Annotated in this window: 17 protein-coding genes; 4 read left to right on the top strand and 13 right to left on the bottom strand. The window is 60.4% G+C overall.

From position 1 onward, the window contains the following. The 5 genes from EA462_RS17905 to EA462_RS13125 form a co-directional block, all read right to left on the bottom strand. Window positions 1-519, bottom strand: a complete 519-nt coding sequence (locus EA462_RS17905; protein ID WP_124179039.1) for a (2Fe-2S)-binding protein — start codon at window positions 517-519, stop codon at window positions 1-3. 161 nt (window positions 520-680) lie between these two features. Beyond that, a complete protein-coding gene (locus EA462_RS13140) occupies window positions 681-1,571 on the bottom strand; it encodes an FAD binding domain-containing protein (RefSeq protein WP_124179038.1) in 891 nt (296 codons plus the stop codon). 151 nt (window positions 1,572-1,722) lie between these two features. Further along, entirely contained in the window at window positions 1,723-1,968 is a 246-nt protein-coding gene (locus tag EA462_RS13135; protein WP_124179037.1) for a hypothetical protein, read from the bottom strand. Window positions 1,969-2,087: 119 nt separating this feature from the next. Further along, on the bottom strand, window positions 2,088-2,594 hold the full coding sequence (locus EA462_RS13130; protein WP_243641422.1) for a CoxG family protein: 507 nt from the start codon (window positions 2,592-2,594) through the stop codon (window positions 2,088-2,090). A 51-nt stretch (window positions 2,595-2,645) separates the two neighbouring features. Further along, window positions 2,646-3,095: a VOC family protein gene (locus EA462_RS13125; RefSeq protein ID WP_124179036.1), complete on the bottom strand. Its 450-nt coding sequence runs from the start codon at window positions 3,093-3,095 to the stop codon at window positions 2,646-2,648. A gap of 166 nt (window positions 3,096-3,261) precedes the next feature. Between EA462_RS13125 and EA462_RS13120 the strand changes: the two genes are divergently transcribed. Further along, complete coding sequence (locus tag EA462_RS13120) at window positions 3,262-4,626, top strand: NAD-dependent succinate-semialdehyde dehydrogenase (RefSeq protein ID WP_124179035.1); 1,365 nt, start codon at window positions 3,262-3,264, stop codon at window positions 4,624-4,626. Between the two features lie 91 nt (window positions 4,627-4,717). On the opposite strand, the gene EA462_RS13115 is transcribed toward EA462_RS13120, so the two are convergent. After that, on the bottom strand, window positions 4,718-5,695 hold the full coding sequence (locus EA462_RS13115) for a fumarylacetoacetate hydrolase family protein (RefSeq protein ID WP_124179034.1): 978 nt from the start codon (window positions 5,693-5,695) through the stop codon (window positions 4,718-4,720). A 189-nt stretch (window positions 5,696-5,884) separates the two neighbouring features. Here EA462_RS13115 and EA462_RS13110 point away from each other — a divergent pair, with 189 nt between their 5' ends. Next, on the top strand, window positions 5,885-6,889 hold the full coding sequence (locus EA462_RS13110) for an alcohol dehydrogenase catalytic domain-containing protein (protein WP_124179033.1): 1,005 nt from the start codon (window positions 5,885-5,887) through the stop codon (window positions 6,887-6,889). A 68-nt stretch (window positions 6,890-6,957) separates the two neighbouring features. Here EA462_RS13110 and EA462_RS13105 read toward each other — a convergent pair whose 3' ends face one another. Continuing rightward, on the bottom strand, window positions 6,958-8,175 hold the full coding sequence (locus EA462_RS13105) for a Tm-1-like ATP-binding domain-containing protein (protein ID WP_124179032.1): 1,218 nt from the start codon (window positions 8,173-8,175) through the stop codon (window positions 6,958-6,960). 1 nt (window position 8,176) lies between these two features. Then, window positions 8,177-9,010, bottom strand: a complete 834-nt coding sequence (locus tag EA462_RS13100; protein ID WP_124179031.1) for a phosphoenolpyruvate hydrolase family protein — start codon at window positions 9,008-9,010, stop codon at window positions 8,177-8,179. Window positions 9,011-9,214: 204 nt separating this feature from the next. Between EA462_RS13100 and EA462_RS13095 the strand changes: the two genes are divergently transcribed. Then, entirely contained in the window at window positions 9,215-9,628 is a 414-nt protein-coding gene (locus EA462_RS13095) for a cupin domain-containing protein (RefSeq protein WP_124179030.1), read from the top strand. A 193-nt stretch (window positions 9,629-9,821) separates the two neighbouring features. After that, complete coding sequence (locus EA462_RS13090; protein ID WP_124179029.1) at window positions 9,822-11,096, top strand: outer membrane protein assembly factor BamB family protein; 1,275 nt, start codon at window positions 9,822-9,824, stop codon at window positions 11,094-11,096. Window positions 11,097-11,210: 114 nt separating this feature from the next. Here the strand turns inward: EA462_RS13090 and EA462_RS13085 are convergent, their stop codons facing one another. The 5 genes from EA462_RS13085 to EA462_RS13065 all read right to left on the bottom strand — a co-directional run bounded on the left by EA462_RS13085 (window position 11,211) and on the right by EA462_RS13065 (window position 16,214). Next, a complete protein-coding gene (locus EA462_RS13085) occupies window positions 11,211-11,957 on the bottom strand; it encodes an ABC transporter ATP-binding protein (protein WP_124179028.1) in 747 nt (248 codons plus the stop codon). Then, window positions 11,954-12,712 carry an ABC transporter ATP-binding protein gene (locus EA462_RS13080; RefSeq protein WP_124179027.1) on the bottom strand — a complete coding sequence of 253 codons (759 nt, stop codon included), beginning with the start codon at window positions 12,710-12,712 and terminating at the stop codon, window positions 11,954-11,956. The genes EA462_RS13085 and EA462_RS13080 overlap by 4 nt, the downstream gene beginning before the upstream one ends. 4 nt (window positions 12,713-12,716) lie before the next feature. After that, a complete protein-coding gene (locus EA462_RS13075; RefSeq protein WP_124179026.1) occupies window positions 12,717-13,802 on the bottom strand; it encodes a branched-chain amino acid ABC transporter permease in 1,086 nt (361 codons plus the stop codon). Continuing rightward, window positions 13,799-14,719 (bottom strand): branched-chain amino acid ABC transporter permease, encoded by a 921-nt coding sequence (locus tag EA462_RS13070; protein ID WP_124179287.1) that lies wholly within the window; start codon window positions 14,717-14,719, stop codon window positions 13,799-13,801. The genes EA462_RS13075 and EA462_RS13070 overlap by 4 nt, the downstream gene beginning before the upstream one ends. 79 nt (window positions 14,720-14,798) lie before the next feature. After that, window positions 14,799-16,214, bottom strand: a complete 1,416-nt coding sequence (locus tag EA462_RS13065) for a substrate-binding domain-containing protein (protein ID WP_124179025.1) — start codon at window positions 16,212-16,214, stop codon at window positions 14,799-14,801. Window positions 16,215-16,311 lie beyond the last annotated feature (97 nt).

The raw sequence follows: 16,311 nt of genomic DNA, 5'->3' as shown, positions 1-16,311 counted from the left end.
TTAGTCGTCACCCGTAGCCTGGCTTACCGTATCCATTCGGTCGGCGGCGTCCTCCACCGCTTTGATGATGTTCACGTATCCTGTACACCGACAAATGTTGTCCGAGAGACCATCGACGATCTCCTCGCGGTCGGGATCGGGATTTTTCTCCAACAACTCCTTCGTCGCCATGATGAACCCGCTCGTGCAAAATCCGCACTGAAGCGCGTGGTTTTCGTGGAAGGCCTCCTGAATCGGACCCAGCCCATCGTCTTCGTTGAGACCCGTCGACGTCAGAACGTCAGAACCGTCGGCCTGAACGGCAAAGAGCATACACGATTTCACGTTCTTTCCATCTACCTCGACGGTACACGCTCCGCACGCACCGTGTTCACAACCCACTCTGACGTCCGTCGAATCGGCCCGATATCTCAAGAAGTCCGATAATTTGTGTCGAGGCTCTACCTCCTCCGTAATTTCGTTCCCGTTGACCGTGAGAGTAATCTCTTGCGTAGGCCGATCACTGGTATTGTCTATCATGGTTTAACGCACAGGTTCTGTTTTTCTTTCCAGGCATCTTAGTTTTTTCGCTGAAGAGTACGTGACTCCTGCGTGCGGTCAGTTCGACCTCGTCTTTTGTTTCGCGTGAATCGGATGGTGACTGAACGGTTGCGTGGTCCGAACGCGGTGTTTGATACGTACTACTGGTCCAGAGCTCGGTCGTACGCCTCTCGAAGCGCACGCTCGGTGAAGATACCAACCTGTTCTTCCTTGTACTCGGCCTCGGCCTGCATCTCGTCCGCCGGATCGGCGCTATCCATCGCGATCCCTGCTGCTTCGTCGAGCGCATCGTCGGTCAGCGACGTTCCTTCGATCGCACTCTCCGCTGCCTCGACTCGAAGCGGCGTGTCCGACGCGTTGGCGAATGTTAGACGCGCCTCCTCGACGGTAGGCTCGCTCGCGGTCGGATCGTCAACTCGGACGATCCCTGCCGCGCTCAGTTTGGGCCAGGTGTGTGAAACGCGTTTGAGCTCGAGGAAAGACATTCCGGTCCGGCCAATCGGGAACGGGTCGGTCGGAACGGTGGCACCGGTTATCATTTCGTTCTCACCGACCTCGGTCATCATGTACGCGATGAAGAAATCATCGACGCCGACGGAGCGATCGCCGGATTCCGACGTGAGCGTGATCGTCGCGTCCAGTGCGGTCAGCACGGTCGGATAGTTGCCCGCCGGATCGGCCTCGCCGATGCCGCCGCCCAGCGTTCCCACGTTCCTGACCGACGGACCGGCGATCTGCCGTGCAGCCTCCGAGAGGATCGGCAACTTTCGGTCGATGACGTCCGACTCTGCGATCGTGTTGTGAGTCGTCATCGCACCGATTTCGATCGCGCCGTCACGCTCGTCGAGGTACGCGAGGTCGTCCACGTCGTTGAGGTCGATCAGGTGATCCGGCGTCGCTAATCGGTTGTTCATCTGGATCGCGAGCGACTGATTCCCGGCGACGAGTTCGGCGTGATCGTGCTCGTTCATCAACGATACGACTTCCTCCACCGATACCGGTGAATGATACACGAACGGTTCTGATTTCATGATACAGGGTAGAATTGGTATCACCTGAACCATAAATCTTTGCCTGTTGATGACACTCGCACCACTCTCGGACGTCAGCGTGAGTTCGGGACGGCGACGAACCAGCCGAACTATCGCGGGCGAGGCCTCCAAAGCTGGGGAATGATAACGGTCAGTCGTCGCCGTAGTAGTGATAGAAAACCTCGAGAACGGGAATAATCGATCCGTGGGCGCGTTCGATCGCGGCCTTGTGACAGATGCGGTCCCACTGATCGTCGTCGTCGGTTCGACAGAGATCCTCGACTTCGATCGACGCATTGGGGCCCGGAATCGCATCCGGATGGGACGACGGATCCTCGGGCCGTTCTCGTCGCACGTGTTCGAAGACGTCTCCACAGACCGGACAGTGTTGTGCCATGTGACCCGAAATCCGTTATCACGGGACAAAAGTAGTCCGGTTGTGAAAGAAGGAACCGACGGGCAGAGTTCCCCAGTGGTGCCTCGAAGAGGTTACCGAAGACGAATTCGTCGATCCGCTCAGTCGAGATCGGCTTCGACGTCCGGTTTCGGTGCCATCCGAGGCGTCGCATCCACCCCTTCTTCCACCTTCCCCTCCATGCAGTCGAAGAACTGACCGATGAGTCGTTCCGCCACGCTTCCGAGGGCACGCTGGCCGAGACTGGCGATGATACCGGAAACGTTTGCTTCGGCCTCCCACTTAAGAATCGTTCCCCCGTCCTCGCTTTCGGTCATTTCCATCCTCGATACGGCGTCGAACGCTCCTTTTCGCCCGCCGCTACCCTCGGCTTTCATCACCAACTTTTCCGGCTCTTCCATCTCCAGTACGGTCGCATCGACCGAAAACGTTGGTTTGACGCTGCCGACGCCGACGGTGATCGTGGCCTCGTACTCCGAATCCGAGATGTGGTTCATCTCTTCCATTCCGGGCGCGCAGTCCGCAACGATATCGGGATCGGCGAAGTAGGTCCACAGTTCGTCGGGAGCACGGTGAGTCTCGAACTCACCGTCGAATATCATACTCATTTGTATATGTATTGGTTATCCGTAGTACACTTGAATCTTTTGTAGATCCGTTCACATCCGCGACCGATCGGAGAGCTCCACGACGTTGCCTTCCGGATCGTACATGTACGCCACGCGAACGCCTTTCGAGAGCGTGATCGGTTCGTAGATGAATTCGATCCCCTCGTCGGTGAGTTCCTCGTAGACTGCGTCGATGTCGTCGACCTCGAGACAAAAGTGCGAAGCGCCCGCATCGTTGTTGTTCGCGCCGTGAGCGTCGTCGCCCGGAGGATGGTTGTACTGGAGTAACTCGATCTGACAGCCGCCCGCATCGAGGAAAACGACCTCGACGTCGACCGCGCCGTCGACGCCGACGAAGTGTTCGAACTTTTCGCTATCCTCCGTGTCGCGTTCTACGTGCCCCTCAGAGATAACCTCGAGGCCGAGGGTATCGCGATAAAACGGCAACACGTCGTCGAGATTCGATACTGTAACGCCGTAGTGGTGTGCAGTTCCAATCATTACTATGGGACGCTACTGTCCACCGTTGTGTTTCATCAACAAATGTATAAAATTACCGGTGTACAGCGGCTTCACCAGGAGTCGACGAGGCTGGACCATGCGGTCCGCGGGCCGGGGTTCGTTGCGGAAGCGTTAGGTGTTTTGCCTCTGTAGTATCCGCCGGAATATGGAGAGCGTCAATCCAACTACTGAGGAGACTATCGATAGCTACGCCGAGTACACCGACGGCGAAGTCGAGACCGCCCTGGAGGAGGCGGATCGGGCGTTCGCTGACTGGAGCCAGACGGAGATCCGAGAGCGCCAGCAGCTACTGGCGAACGCGGCTGAGATTCTCCGGAACAACAAGCAGGAGTACGCCGAACTCATCACTCGAGAGATGGGGAAACCCGTCTCGCAGGCGGTCGCGGAGGTCGAAAAGTGTGCCTGGGGGTGCGAGTTCTACGCCGAACGAGCGATCGAGTTGCTCCAGAACGAGGTGATCGGGACGGTTCCCGAGGCCAAAGCGTACGTCCGATACGAGCCGCTGGGAGTCGTTCTGGCCGTCATGCCCTGGAATTATCCGTTCTGGCAGGCGTTTCGGTTCGCGGCCCCGACGCTGGCCGCCGGCAACGTCGGCGTTCTCAAACACGCGTCGAACGTGCCCGGCTGTGCGCTCGCGATCGAAGAAGTGTTCGAAAAAGCCGGATTCCCGGAGAGCGCGTTCTCCTCGCTGCTCATCGGTTCGAGTAAAGTTGACGACGTGATAACGAACTCGAGGGTACGAGCGGTGACGGTAACCGGAAGCGAGTTCGCCGGCAAAGCGGTGGCCGAAACGGCCGGGCGCGAGCTCAAGAAAACCGTCCTCGAGCTGGGTGGCAGCGATCCGTTCGTCGTGCTCGAAGACGCGCCGCTCGAGTCGGCCGTCGAGACGGCGGTAACGGCGAGAAATCAGAACTCCGGCCAGTCGTGTATCGCCGCAAAGCGGTTCGTCGTCGTGGACGAGGTCTACGACGAGTTCACCGATCGGTTCGTGGAGGGAGTTCGGGAACTGGAGGTGGGAGATCCGCTCGACGAATCGACCGACGTCGGACCCCAGGCGAGAGCGGGACTGATGGAGGAGTTACACGAGCAGGTCGAACAGAGTCGAGAAGCCGGTGCGACGGTCGTAACAGGTGGAAAGCCGCTCGAAGGAGACGGTCACTTCTATCCGCCGACGGTCCTGACGGACGTTCCGCGGGACTGTCCGGCGGCGAGTGAAGAAACGTTCGGTCCCGTCGCCGCGGTGATTCGCGCCGACGACGCCGAAGAAGCGATCGAAATCGCGAACCGGACCCGGTACGGACTGGGCGGATCGGTCTGGACGGAGGACCTCGAGCGCGGAGAACGACTGGCCGGTCGAATCGAAGCCGGCTGCGTCTTCGTAAACGAGATCGTCAAATCAGACCCCAGGGTGCCGTTCGGCGGAATCAAAGACTCCGGGTACGGCCGCGAACTGAGCCAGCAGGGGATACACGAGTTCGTGAACGAGAAGACGGTGTGGGTACAGGAATAAGACGGACGCCGTCGCAACGACCATTTCTGCTTCGCACATCGGATAAGGCGGCCGATCGCGGAATTGTCGACGCGGTCACGCTCTCAGCGGATCACAGTTCGACGATCCGGTTTCGCAACGTGCCGATACCTTCGACCTCGAGTTCGACGGTGTCGCCGCGGCTGAGATACCGATCCATTTCGAGTCCACACCCCATCCCGATCGTTCCGCTCCCGAGCACGTCGCCCGGGTAGAGATACTGACTCTGGGAGGTGTGTTCGATCATTTCCGCGAACGAGTGTTGCATCGCTCCGAGCGTCCCCTCCGACCAGACCTCGCCGTTCACGCGAGCCGTCATCCGGACGTCGTCTATCCGGATCGAATTCGGAGTGACGAGGAAGGGGCCCAGCACGTTCGAGCCGTTGAAATCCTTCCCCTTGGACGGACCGAGATTTACTTCCATCTCCCGGAACTGCATATCTCGAGCGCTCAGATCGTTGTAGATGGTGTAGCCGGCGATGTACTCGTCGGCGTTTTCCGCGGCGATATCGCGTCCCTCTTTCCCGATAACCGCGGCGAGTTCCAGCTCGTAATCCATCTCCTCGGTGTAACTCGGCCACTCGATATCCTGGTCGGGATGACCGATACAGTTACTGTCCGCCTTGTAGTACACCGGTAATTCGAACCACTCCTCCGGGATGTCGTCGCCGAGTGCGTTCCGAACGTGCTCTTCTACGACCATGTAATCGCGAAGGGACGTCGGATTGGGAACGGGACTGAGGAGGGACACCTCGTCGAGGTCGTACGCGAGTCTGCGTCCGTCGATTCCGGTACCGCCACCGGTTTCTCGGACGAACTCGATCGCCTCCTCGGCCGCGTCCGTCGCCCGCTCTCCGCGCTCTAAGAACGCGATCATGTCGGTCGGTGCGTGTGCCCGTGCGATCTCGTTGGGGCACTGCTCCCCTCGATTCGCGAGCAACGTCGCGTACGCGGCGGTCACGTCGACTAGCGTCTCCGCGTCGTCGTCGTAACATCCGACGCGCTGATCGAGACAAGCCTCTTCCGGGGGTTCAAAAGTTGCGAGTTTCATCTCTGGACACCTAGTAAGCGATGTGTCACTAACTGACTCTCTCGTAGACTTAAGTGTTTCTACTGTGGTAGCGAGGAAAATCGACGACGTGATCACGAGCGGTCCTGGGCCCCTTTGGCGGAATAACTATTACGGAGGATCGAGAGGGTTTACTCGATTACCGAAAAGGTGATCGGACGTGATACGTGTATGAGAGCCGTTCAGGTCGAGTCGGCGGGCGGATCGTTCGATTGCGTCGACCGGGAGCGACCAGCCCCCGGCGACGGCGAGGTGCGTCTCGAGGTCGAGGCGTGCGGCGTCTGTCACAGCGACTCGTACGTCAAGGAGGGGAACTGGGACGGAATCACGTACCCGCGGATTCCGGGTCACGAGATCGTCGGTCGCGTCGACGCCGTCGGATCGGACGTCGAGACCTGGGAGCCGGGCACCCGAGCAGGGGTCGGCTGGCACGGGAGCCACTGTTTCACCTGCGATCCGTGTCGACGAGGACGCTTCATCAACTGCCGCCACGAGCAGATCACCGGTATCGATCGGGACGGGGGCTACGCCGAGTACGTGGTCGCGTCGGCCGAAGCGCTCGCTCGCGTTCCCGAGGAACTGGATTCGACGGCGGCCGCACCGCTGCTCTGTGCGGGCGTCAGCACGTACAGATCGCTCCAGCTTGCCGACACGCGGGACGGAGACGTCGTCGGTATCCAGGGCATCGGTGGACTCGGTCACCTCGGTATTCAGTTCGCGAGCGCCGCCGGATTCGAAACCGTCGCGATCTCCCGTGGGACCGAAAAGCGCGAGCTCGCGCACGCACTCGGTGCGGATCACTACGTCGACGCCCGATCGCGGGATCCGGGAGACGAACTCGCGAATCTGGGAGGTGCGTCGGTCGTCCTGGCGACTGCGCCGAACAGCCGGGCGATCCAGTCCGTCGTCTCCGGGCTCGGCGTCGGCGGGGAACTGATCACGCTCGGCGTTCCCGACGAGTCGGTCGACGTCGACGTGCTGGAACTGATCGACAATCAGCGATCGATCACGGGCTGGTCGTCGGGAACCGCAGCGGATTCGGAAGATGCGCTCGCGTTCAGCGCGCTCCACGACGTCGCGCCGAAGGTGGAGCGGTACCCACTCGAGGAGGCCGACGTCGCCTACGACCGCATGAAAAGCGGTGACGCCAGGTTCCGCGTCGTCCTCGAACCGTAATCGGTACGGGGTTTTGTTTTCGCCCGAAACCGTCCTCGAGTCGTGCGAAACGGCGGCACTGGACCGAGCTACGCGCGACCGGTCTCGCGCATGTACTCGTCGAGTTTCTTCGCCATCGCCAGCGCGAACTCGTCGTCGTTGACGTCGGTCTCGAGTTCGATCCGTTCGACGTTCTCTCCGAGCCCCGTCCGCAGCGCGTCGAACAGCGCCGCGTCCGCTTCGGGGTCGTGAAAATCCTCGCCTTCGACGTCGATCATGGAGACGCCCTCGAGCGGCAGGAACAGGGCCGTCGGACCGGTCGCGGCCGAGAGCTTCTCGGCGATGATCTCCCCGATTTCGGCGTTCTCCTCCGGCGTCGTCCGCATCAACGTCACCTGCGGATTGTGAATGTGGAACTCTCTGCCCTCGAACTCGTCCGGAACCGACTCTCTCGGACCGAAGTTGACCATATCGAGCGCGCCGGTCGAGACCACCTGCGGCGTCCCCGTCTCCGCGGCGGCGTCGAGACGATCGGGGCCGGCGTTCAGAACGCCGCCGACGAACTCGTCCGCCCACTCGGTGGTCGTGACGTCCAGAACGCCGTCGATGACCCCCTGACGAATGAGATTCTCCATCGCGGTACCGCCGGTTCCGGTCGCGTGGAAGACGATCGTCTCGTATCCCTGTTCTTCGAGGTACTCCCTCGCCGTCTGGACGCACGGCGTGGTAACGCCGAACATCGTCATTCCGATCGTTGGCGCATCCGAGATCTCGACGTCCGGTTCGTTGGTGACCATGCCGACCATCGCGAGCGCCGCGTTGGCGATCACCCGCTGGGACAGCCGGTTGAGTCCCTCGATGTCCGCGACGGAGTACATCAACGTCACGTCCTTCGCGCCGACGTACGGTTCGACGTCGCCCGACGCCATCGTCGACACCATCAGCTTCGGCACGCCGACGGGAAGCGCCCGCATCGCCGTCGTCGCGATGGACGTGTTCCCCGAGCCGCCGAGTCCGAGCACGCCGTCTAAGTCGCCCGTTTCGTGGAGGCGCTCGACGACGGCGGCCGCCCCCTCGCTCATGGCACCCATCGACCGCCCGCGGTCGGCGTCCTCGCGCAGAGATTCGAGCGTGGTATCCGCGGCTCGAGCCACCGCGTCGGCGGACGTGTCCGGCTCGAACGACGGCTCGCCCATGACCCCCGTGTCGACGACGTGAACCTCGACCCCTTCGGCCTCGAGGACGTCCCGGGCGAAACCGATCTCCTCGCCTTTCGTATCGACCGTTCCGACGATAACGACCGTCATATCAGAACTCGATTTCCTTGAACTCGCGGGCCTGGTTTCGAATCGCCTCCTCCGTCGGGAGCCGCTCGAGGCTGGACGCGCCGAAGAATCCGACCACGCCGTCGGTGTTGTGCAGCACGTACTCGGCGTCGTCCGGCCAGGCGATCGGCCCGCCGTGACAGATGACGATGATGTCGTCATTAACCGCTTTGGCGGCGTCGTGGTGTGCCTGAACGCGCTCGGCGGCTTCCTCCAGTCCGAGGGACGTTTCGGCACCGATGTCACCCGACGTCGTCAACCCCATGTGCGAGACGACGACGTCGGCACCCGCTTCGGCCATTTCGCGCGCTTGCTCCTCGGTGAACACGTAGGGACACGTCAGCATGTCCTGTTCGGCTGCTTCCTGAATCATGTCGACCTCCTTGTCGTATCCCATTCCGGTCTCCTCGATGTTCCGACGGAACTGCGTTCCCTCCTCGAAGAGGCCGACGGTCGGAAAGTTCTGAACGCCGGAGAACCCGCGCCGTTTGAGGTCCTCGACGAAGACGTCCATCTGTCGGAACGGATCGGTTCCGTTGACGCCGGCGAGGACGGGCGTGTCCTCGACGACCGGCAACACCTCGTGTCCCATCTCGACGACGATCTCGTTCGCGTCGCCGTAGGGTAGCAACCCGGCCAGTGACCCTCGTCCGTTCATCCGGTACCGCCCGGAGTTGTAGATTATCAGGAGGTCGACGCCGCCCTGCTCAGCGAACTTCGCCGAGATCCCCGTTCCCGCACCAGCGCCGATTATCGGTTGGCCGCTCTCTACCACCGAACGTAGCCGCTCGAGTGATTTCTCCCGTGGGAACTGCATAATCTATTCACGTAATCAGGAGGAGCCGTCTTAAATATTTTCCCCAAATGAGAGTTTCGGAAGCGAACGATCCGACCGACACCGATGGTGACTCTCGCCTAACTCGGTGGCCGCCTCCCGGTTCAGGGGCTGTTTCGTTCGGTTCGTGCGACGGACCGAATTCCGAGCAAAAATTTATTAGCATTCCGGTGTACGTTCCAACGGATGTCCGGGAAAACGTTCGTTAGGAGTGAAGACGTATCGACGCAGGTGTTCGACTGGGGAACGATAAAGTGGATGACTCGGCCAGATGTGACCGGCTCCGAGCGGTTCAGTGCAGGAATCGTCAATCTGGATCCTGGAAGTGGACACGAACTTCACACTCATCCTGATAGCGACGAGCTCCTCTTCGTCATCAGCGGAACGGGCGAGCAAGTCGTCGGCGACGAAACGCGCGAGATCGGTCCGGGAGAGCTGGTGTACGTTCCCGAAAACGTCGAACACGGAACGATGAATACGGGATGGGTACCATTGCAACTGCTCGCCGTGTACGCGCCGGCCGGTCCCGAGGAGGTACTGGCGGATCTTCCGGACTGCGAGATCGTTCCGCCCGGCGAGATACCCAGTCGATCCGGCTAAGTTCGGGCGTGAGCGGCTATTCCTTCTGAGTGGGTCGAGAGCGGAATCACGCCAAGTCTTGGTACGATACCTCGAGTAGCACTCCAGGATACGGGTTCGAGTTGCTCGCGTTTGGAGCTGCGATTGGGGTGGAAACGCTGTTCCGCCTCGGTGGCGAAAGCGTTAACAATAGGCAATGGCATATATGTGAGGAATGGCTGAAATTACGCGACGAGCGCTCCTTCAATCGGTTCCGATTTCCGTCGCCGGTCTGTCAGGGTGCGTCGCACGAAGCGACGGTAGTCACCCCGTTTCCGAGCCGCCCACCGACTGGCCGTCGTTTCGCCTAGATCAGCGAAATACGGGCTACGCGAAGGGGGCACAGGAGGTGAGCGACGAACCGTCCGTCGAGTGGACGTTCGAAACCGGTGACGACGTCTGGGGAAGTCCGGTGGTCGTCGACGGAACCGTCTACGTCGGGAGTGCGGACAACTACCTGTACGCGCTGGACGCATCCTCCGGGGAAGAGAGCTGGCGGTTTCAAACCGGCCACCGGGTCGAAGGATCCCCGGCGGTCGGCGACGGGACCGTCTACGTCGGCTCGTACGATCAGTCCATCTACGCACTCGACGCGGCCACCGGGGAAAAACGGTGGGAGTACGAGGCGAACGGACTCATCCGCGGGAGTCCGACCGTTACGGATCAAGCGGTCTACATCGGCGTCGGCTGCTTCAACCTCGCGTGCGAGTGGTACGCCACGGAGGATTCGGAATCCGAAGAGCCGGCTGACGACGAACCGCCGGAAGTCGGGTGGATTTACTCGCTGGATCCGGAGACGGGCGAGACGAACTGGCGCTACGAGGTCGGAAGCGAAGCCGTCAGTACGCCCGCGGTCAACGACGGGACCGTCTACGTCGGAAGTTCGGACGAGTATCTGTACGCGATCGATGCGGCGACCGGCGAGGAGAAGTGGACGTACGAAGCCGCCGACTGGATCTGGTCCAGCCCGGCGGTTGCATTCGGCACCGTTTACGTCGGCGATTTCGACGGTAACGTCGTCGCGGTCGACGAATCGACGGGGGAAGAGCAGTGGACGTACAACACGTTCGGCGCGTACCTCTCGAGTTCGCCGGCCGTCGACGACGACACCGTCTACATCGGCGTCGTTCCGGCCAACTACCCGCAGGGCGGCGAACGAAACGACGCGGAAGTGGTCGCGATCGACCGCCGGAACGGTGGCGAACGGTGGTCGTTCGAGACGGACGTACTAGAAATCGGGAGTAGTCCGGTCGTCACCGACGAACGCGTCTACATCGGTTCTCACAGCCCGGTCGAATCTGAGCCGACGGGCGTTCACGCCCTCACGACCGACGGCGACGAACGGTGGCTGTTCGAAGTCGGCGAGCGAGGCGTGGGCTCGAGTCCGGCACTGGTCGACGGCGTCCTCTACTTCGGCGGCGTCGACAACCGGGTGTATGCCCTGGAGTAAGCGGGGCTGCCGGAACTGTTCTCGGAGCGACGGCGAATAGGCGTGGTCGCTCCAGAGCTGACGGTACAGTTCTTCCGAGCAGAGAAACGAAACGGTTTTTCGATCGAGAGGGCGTTAGACGGTGAGATACTGGTCCAGATCGTCCTCGTTCCGAAGTTCTGCCGCGGAACCCTCGTAGACAATGTCACCCATGTCCAGAACGTAGCCCCGATCCGCGAGCTCGAGTGCGGCCTGTACGTTCTGTTCGATGAGCAGGACGGTCGTTCCCTCAGCGGCGATCGTTTCGATCGCGTTCATAACCGCTTCGACGATCTGCGGAGCGAGCCCTTCCGACGGCTCGTCCAGCATCAACAGCTCGACGTTCGGAAGCCGAAGGGTTCGCGCGATCGAGAGCATCTGTTGCTCACCGCCTGACAGCGTACCGGCCCGCTGTTCCCTTCGCTCTTCCAGTCTGGGGAACAGTTCGTACAGCTCGTCGAGGCTCTTTCCGTTCGTCTCGCGCGGCGAGACCTTCCGACGGATGGTGTTCCACGTGCTCTGGCTGATCTGGGAAAGCAACAGGTTCTCCTCGACGGTCAGATCCGTAAAGAGACGACGTTCCTCCGGAACGAGACCGATACCGCTCATGATCACGTCTTCAGTATTCATGTCGGTGATATCCGTCCCATCGAAACGGATCCGACCGGAGTTCACCTCTGGCGGAGTCGCGCCGGCGATGCTGCGGAGCGTGGTCGTCTTGCCGGCGCCGTTTCGTCCGAGCAGCGAGACGACTTCGCCGTCGTTGATCTCCATCGAAACTCCCCTGAGGATGTGGCTGTGGCCGTAGTACGAGTGAACGTCGTCGAGTTCGAGGAGAGTCACGCGACGTCACCCCCGAGATACGCAGCCTGAACGTCCGGGTTTCCTCTAATATCGTCGGGAGATCCGCTCGCGATCAGCGAGCCGCGATTCATCACGAAGATCCGATCGGACACCTCGAACACGATGTCCATATCGTGCTCGACGAGTACCACCGTGATACCCCAGTCAGTCCGCATGTCTTCGATAAGATCGGTCGTCATATTTGTTTCCGCGGGCGACATACCCGCCGTCGGCTCGTCCATGAAGATCAGGTCGGGATCGGTCGCGAGCCCGATGGCGACCTCGAGGCGTCGCTTGTCCCCGTACGGCAGGGAGTTGGCTACTGTGTCGACCTCCTCGACCAGATCGACTGCCTCGAGGGCGTCCATCGTGCGCTGGCTAACGCCGTCGTAGCGTTCCTGTCGGCGAAAGAAGTTTACCGAGAATTCCCCGTGTCGGGACGCGAACGACGCGATGTCCACGTTATCACGTACACTCAGTTCGGGGAAGATGGACGCCGTCTGAAACGAACGACCGACGCCCAATTGCGTGATTTCGTGGGGGTCCAGACCCGTGATCGACGTCCCGTCGTATACGATGTCGCCGTCGGTGGGTGCAAGCATCCCCGTTATCAGATTGATGAGCGTCGATTTTCCGGCACCGTTCGGCCCGATAACCGAGATCAGTTCCTCCTGTTGGACGTCGATGTCGACCTCCTCGACGGCGGTGAGTCCGCCGAAGTCTTTCGTCAGATTTCGTGTTTTGAGTAGCGTCATGGTATCATGTTTCGAGTTTTGCTCGTACCTTTGCGCCACCGCTTTTGATCATTCCCCAGATGCCGTCCGGATACGCCCAGACGATCGCGGTGAACACCACCGCAAGCATCAGGAGCCAGTACCGTCCGATGATCGCGACGCCGTCGACGACCCCTTCGAAGTAGAGGTAAAGGATGGCGCCCAGTACCGGACCGAACAGCGATCCGACGCCGCCGAGAACGCTCATGATGACGACTTCGCCGCTCGTGAACCAGTACAGCGACGAGAGTCCGGCAAACTGCGATTCGATCGTGTAGAGACTTCCCGCGAGGCCGGCGATTCCGGCCGACATGAGGAAGGCGGCGAACTTGTACCGCCAGACGTTCAATCCGACGAACGACGTTCGTCGTTCGTTCTCGCGAATGGCCCGGAAGATGAGGCCGTACGGAGACTTCCGGACGCGATTGACGAAGACCACGACGAGAACGAAAACGAGAGCGATGAACAGGTATTCGTAGTTGACCCAGAGTTCGCCGAACACTCCCGGCAACGGTTCCTGAAGGTATGCGATGCCGAAGAGTTGTTCGATCTGCACGCCTGTGAGGCCATTTCGGCCGCCGGTAATGGGCCGCAACGGCGACGTCGCAAGGTAGTACAGGAGCTGTCCCATCGCGAGCGTGATGATCGCGAAGTACACTGCGTGTAACCGGAGCGCGATGACTCCGGTAACGACCGCCAGCAACAGCGTAAACAGCGTGCCGACAACGAGGACGAGTATCGGGTCGCCGGAGATGTGAATTGCGAAGATAGCCGCCGCGTATCCGCCGCCGCCCCAGAACATTGCGTGACCGAACGAAAGGAGACCGGTTTGGCCGAGCAAGAGGTTAAATCCGAGTGCGAAGATGCCCCAGATCAACATGGTCGTCGCAAGACTGTGATAACCGCCGAGTTCGCTGGTGATCGGCGCCCTCGAGAACAGCCACGACCAGAGCAGCACGAACGCCGTAGTCGCGGCGAAGACGAATCCCTCCGAGTACTTGATTCGATCCCACGACTCCCAGCTGAACAGCGGAGCTTCGTCCACCTGTTCGGAGACGGTTTCCTGGCTCATGCGACCACCTCGTCGGTGCCGAAGAGACCCGATGGCTTGATACTGAGGACGATAATCGCCAGCAGGAAGATGCTAGCTGTGGCCATCTCCGGATAGACCGACGCCGTGGCAGTGAAGGTCGCCCCGACGAGCAATCCGGCCAGAATAGTACCTGTGATGCTACCAACGCCACCCATAACGACGACGAGCAGCGCCGGAATGAGGATATCGAGGCCGATCTCGGGCTGGACCGTAAAGATCGAGCCGCCTAGAATTCCTGCCAGTCCGGCGTACCCTGCACCGATCGCGAAGATGAGTGCGAACGGTCGACTGATCTTGATTCCGAGCATCTCGACCATCTCGGCGTCCTCCGTTCCCGCTCGAACGGCGAGTCCGAAGTCGGTGTACTTGTAGAACGCGTAAAGCAAGATGAGAAACAGCGCTGTCAGAGCGATAACGATGAGTCGCCACCGCGAGGCCGAGACGATCCCTGAAACGGAAACCGCACCAGTAGCCCAGTCGGGGCGTGCGTAGCTGAGCCCGCCCCGTCCGACGAGGACCGCGACGAGTTCCTGAATTATTATCAATATCCCAAACGTTACGAGGAGTTGATCTAGCATGTCCCGCTCGTAGAACGGCTTCGCGATTAGACGCTCCATCACGACGCCGATTCCGAAGAGAATAATTGGGACCAGGACGATCGCCGCAGTAAACCCGAGGGCGAGACCGATCGGAGAGTAATTGCCAAGGGTTCCACCCACGGTCGGTTCGAACGCGATAAAAAGGCCGATGTAGGCGCCCAACAGGTATAGGGCTCCGTGCGCCATATTGACGAACTTGAGCGACCCGTACGCGATCGAAAAGCCGATCGCGACGAGGATATACACCGACGCTATACTTAAACTCAGATACACGAATCTGATTGCCGATTCTATCATACTCATCGTGTTATCACCCTCATGGTTGAATCAATTGTGTCGGTTGTGAGTTACTGCTGTCGTCGACCGTCTCCGTCGATCATTGATATCCGGGCATGTCGCACTCGCTCGCGGGGAAGTGATCGCAGTCGTAGATGGCGTCTTCTCCGGGAACGATCTCGAGCAGGTCCAAGAACAGACCCGTCTCTTCTTGCTCCGCTTCAGAGAGGCCTTCGCAGACATACACCGGCCGTTGTGCTTGGTGGTCACATTCGCGGAACTCCATCGCACCGATTCCGTGGTCCCACGAGAACCCTTCTAGCTCCTCGACGACCGTCTGTGGGTGGAAGGTTCCGACGCTCTCGACGACGGACGAGTACACCATCACGTTGTCGTAGGCTTCTATCGCGGCCTGACCGGGCATCTCGCCGTACTCGTCCTGATAGTCCTCGACGAACATATCGGACAGTTCGGCAGCCTGCCCGTCGAGTTCGTCGGAGGCGTTCGCGTGCCAGTTCGTGGCCCCGTACACGCCTTCGGCGTTTCCGCCCGCGGGTTCCATGGAAAAGGCGCTGATTAGCGGGATCACGATATCGATATCGTCTAGCAACCCGGCGTCGTCCAGCTGGTTGAGTCCGTTGGCCATCGCTTCCCCGAACGTCGTAAAAATAAGGACGTCCGCCCCCGAATCGTCCAGATCGGCGATCGCCGTACTGTGATCCAGTTCGCCCAGCGGCAACGGGCTGGCTCCGAGTTCCTCCCATCCGTAATCGTCCATGTACGATTCCATCGACTCGCGGTTCGAGATTCCGTAGGAGTAATCCAGATAGATCTGGTAGTACTCTCTGTTCTCACCCAGAAGATCCGGCAGCACCTCCGCCAATCCGCGAGCGGTCAGTTCGGCACCGATCGACGGCCGGAAGTGGTAACGGTGGCAGTTCTCGCCGGTGATTTCGTTGTCCTGTGAGATACTGCTTAAGAACGGAACGTGCTCCCGCTGGGCAATCGGCTGCAGCGCCTGACAGACACCACTCGAAACGCCGCCAGTCCAGAACTGGATGCCGTCGCGATCGATCATCCGTTCGATATTGTCGATCGACGTCTCTTCGTCACCAGCGGAGTCGCCTGTCACGTAATCGATCTCGTACCCCAGAACACCGTCCCCGCTTAAGGCATCCAGTTCATCGGCCCACCCCTCGCCGTTGTTGAGGTGCTCGATCGCGAGCTCGAAGCCACGCTCTTGCTCGACTCCGTCGGGGGCCAGTTCCCCGCTCAACGGACCGTGGAACCCGTACGTCGCTGTATCCCCGTCGATTGGATAATTGCCCATCGGAGCCGTATCAGCGTCTCCGTTTCCGTTTCCGTTTCCGTTTCCATTCGTTCCGTTCCCGTTACCTTCCCCGGCACATCCCGCTAACGCGACGGCACCCGAAGCACCCATCGCTTTGAGGACGTGACGCCGGGAGTTCGAAGCTGTACCTGCACCGTTCTCCTGGGTGTGACTCTCGTTACCCATGGTCGGAAGTCACATCCCATGTATTTAAAATTTTCCACGATTGATCACTGGGATCGGAGGGGAGATCGTGAGCACACCACCTGCCTCGAGTCACGCG

It is taken from the genome of Natrarchaeobius halalkaliphilus, assembly GCF_003841485.1.
Lineage (GTDB): Archaea > Halobacteriota > Halobacteria > Halobacteriales > Natrialbaceae > Natrarchaeobius > Natrarchaeobius halalkaliphilus.
This window is presented reverse-complemented; position numbering and strand designations above follow the sequence as displayed.

Excerpts from the sequence above, each read along its gene's own strand:
- EA462_RS17905 (WP_124179039.1), bottom strand. The coding sequence starts at position 519 with ATGATAGACAATACCAGTGATCGGCCTACGCAAGAGATTACTCTCACG.
- EA462_RS13140 (WP_124179038.1), bottom strand. The coding sequence starts at position 1,571 with ATGAAATCAGAACCGTTCGTGTATCATTCACCGGTATCGGTGGAGGAA.
- EA462_RS13135 (WP_124179037.1), bottom strand. The coding sequence starts at position 1,968 with ATGGCACAACACTGTCCGGTCTGTGGAGACGTCTTCGAACACGTGCGA.
- EA462_RS13130 (WP_243641422.1), bottom strand. The coding sequence starts at position 2,594 with ATGAGTATGATATTCGACGGTGAGTTCGAGACTCACCGTGCTCCCGAC.
- EA462_RS13125 (WP_124179036.1), bottom strand. The coding sequence starts at position 3,095 with ATGATTGGAACTGCACACCACTACGGCGTTACAGTATCGAATCTCGAC.
- EA462_RS13120 (WP_124179035.1), top strand. The coding sequence starts at position 3,262 with ATGGAGAGCGTCAATCCAACTACTGAGGAGACTATCGATAGCTACGCC.
- EA462_RS13115 (WP_124179034.1), bottom strand. The coding sequence starts at position 5,695 with ATGAAACTCGCAACTTTTGAACCCCCGGAAGAGGCTTGTCTCGATCAG.
- EA462_RS13110 (WP_124179033.1), top strand. The coding sequence starts at position 5,885 with ATGAGAGCCGTTCAGGTCGAGTCGGCGGGCGGATCGTTCGATTGCGTC.
- EA462_RS13105 (WP_124179032.1), bottom strand. The coding sequence starts at position 8,175 with ATGACGGTCGTTATCGTCGGAACGGTCGATACGAAAGGCGAGGAGATC.
- EA462_RS13100 (WP_124179031.1), bottom strand. The coding sequence starts at position 9,010 with ATGCAGTTCCCACGGGAGAAATCACTCGAGCGGCTACGTTCGGTGGTA.
- EA462_RS13095 (WP_124179030.1), top strand. The coding sequence starts at position 9,215 with ATGTCCGGGAAAACGTTCGTTAGGAGTGAAGACGTATCGACGCAGGTG.
- EA462_RS13090 (WP_124179029.1), top strand. The coding sequence starts at position 9,822 with ATGGCTGAAATTACGCGACGAGCGCTCCTTCAATCGGTTCCGATTTCC.
- EA462_RS13080 (WP_124179027.1), bottom strand. The coding sequence starts at position 12,712 with ATGACGCTACTCAAAACACGAAATCTGACGAAAGACTTCGGCGGACTC.
- EA462_RS13075 (WP_124179026.1), bottom strand. The coding sequence starts at position 13,802 with ATGAGCCAGGAAACCGTCTCCGAACAGGTGGACGAAGCTCCGCTGTTC.
- EA462_RS13070 (WP_124179287.1), bottom strand. The coding sequence starts at position 14,719 with ATGATAGAATCGGCAATCAGATTCGTGTATCTGAGTTTAAGTATAGCG.
- EA462_RS13065 (WP_124179025.1), bottom strand. The coding sequence starts at position 16,214 with ATGGGTAACGAGAGTCACACCCAGGAGAACGGTGCAGGTACAGCTTCG.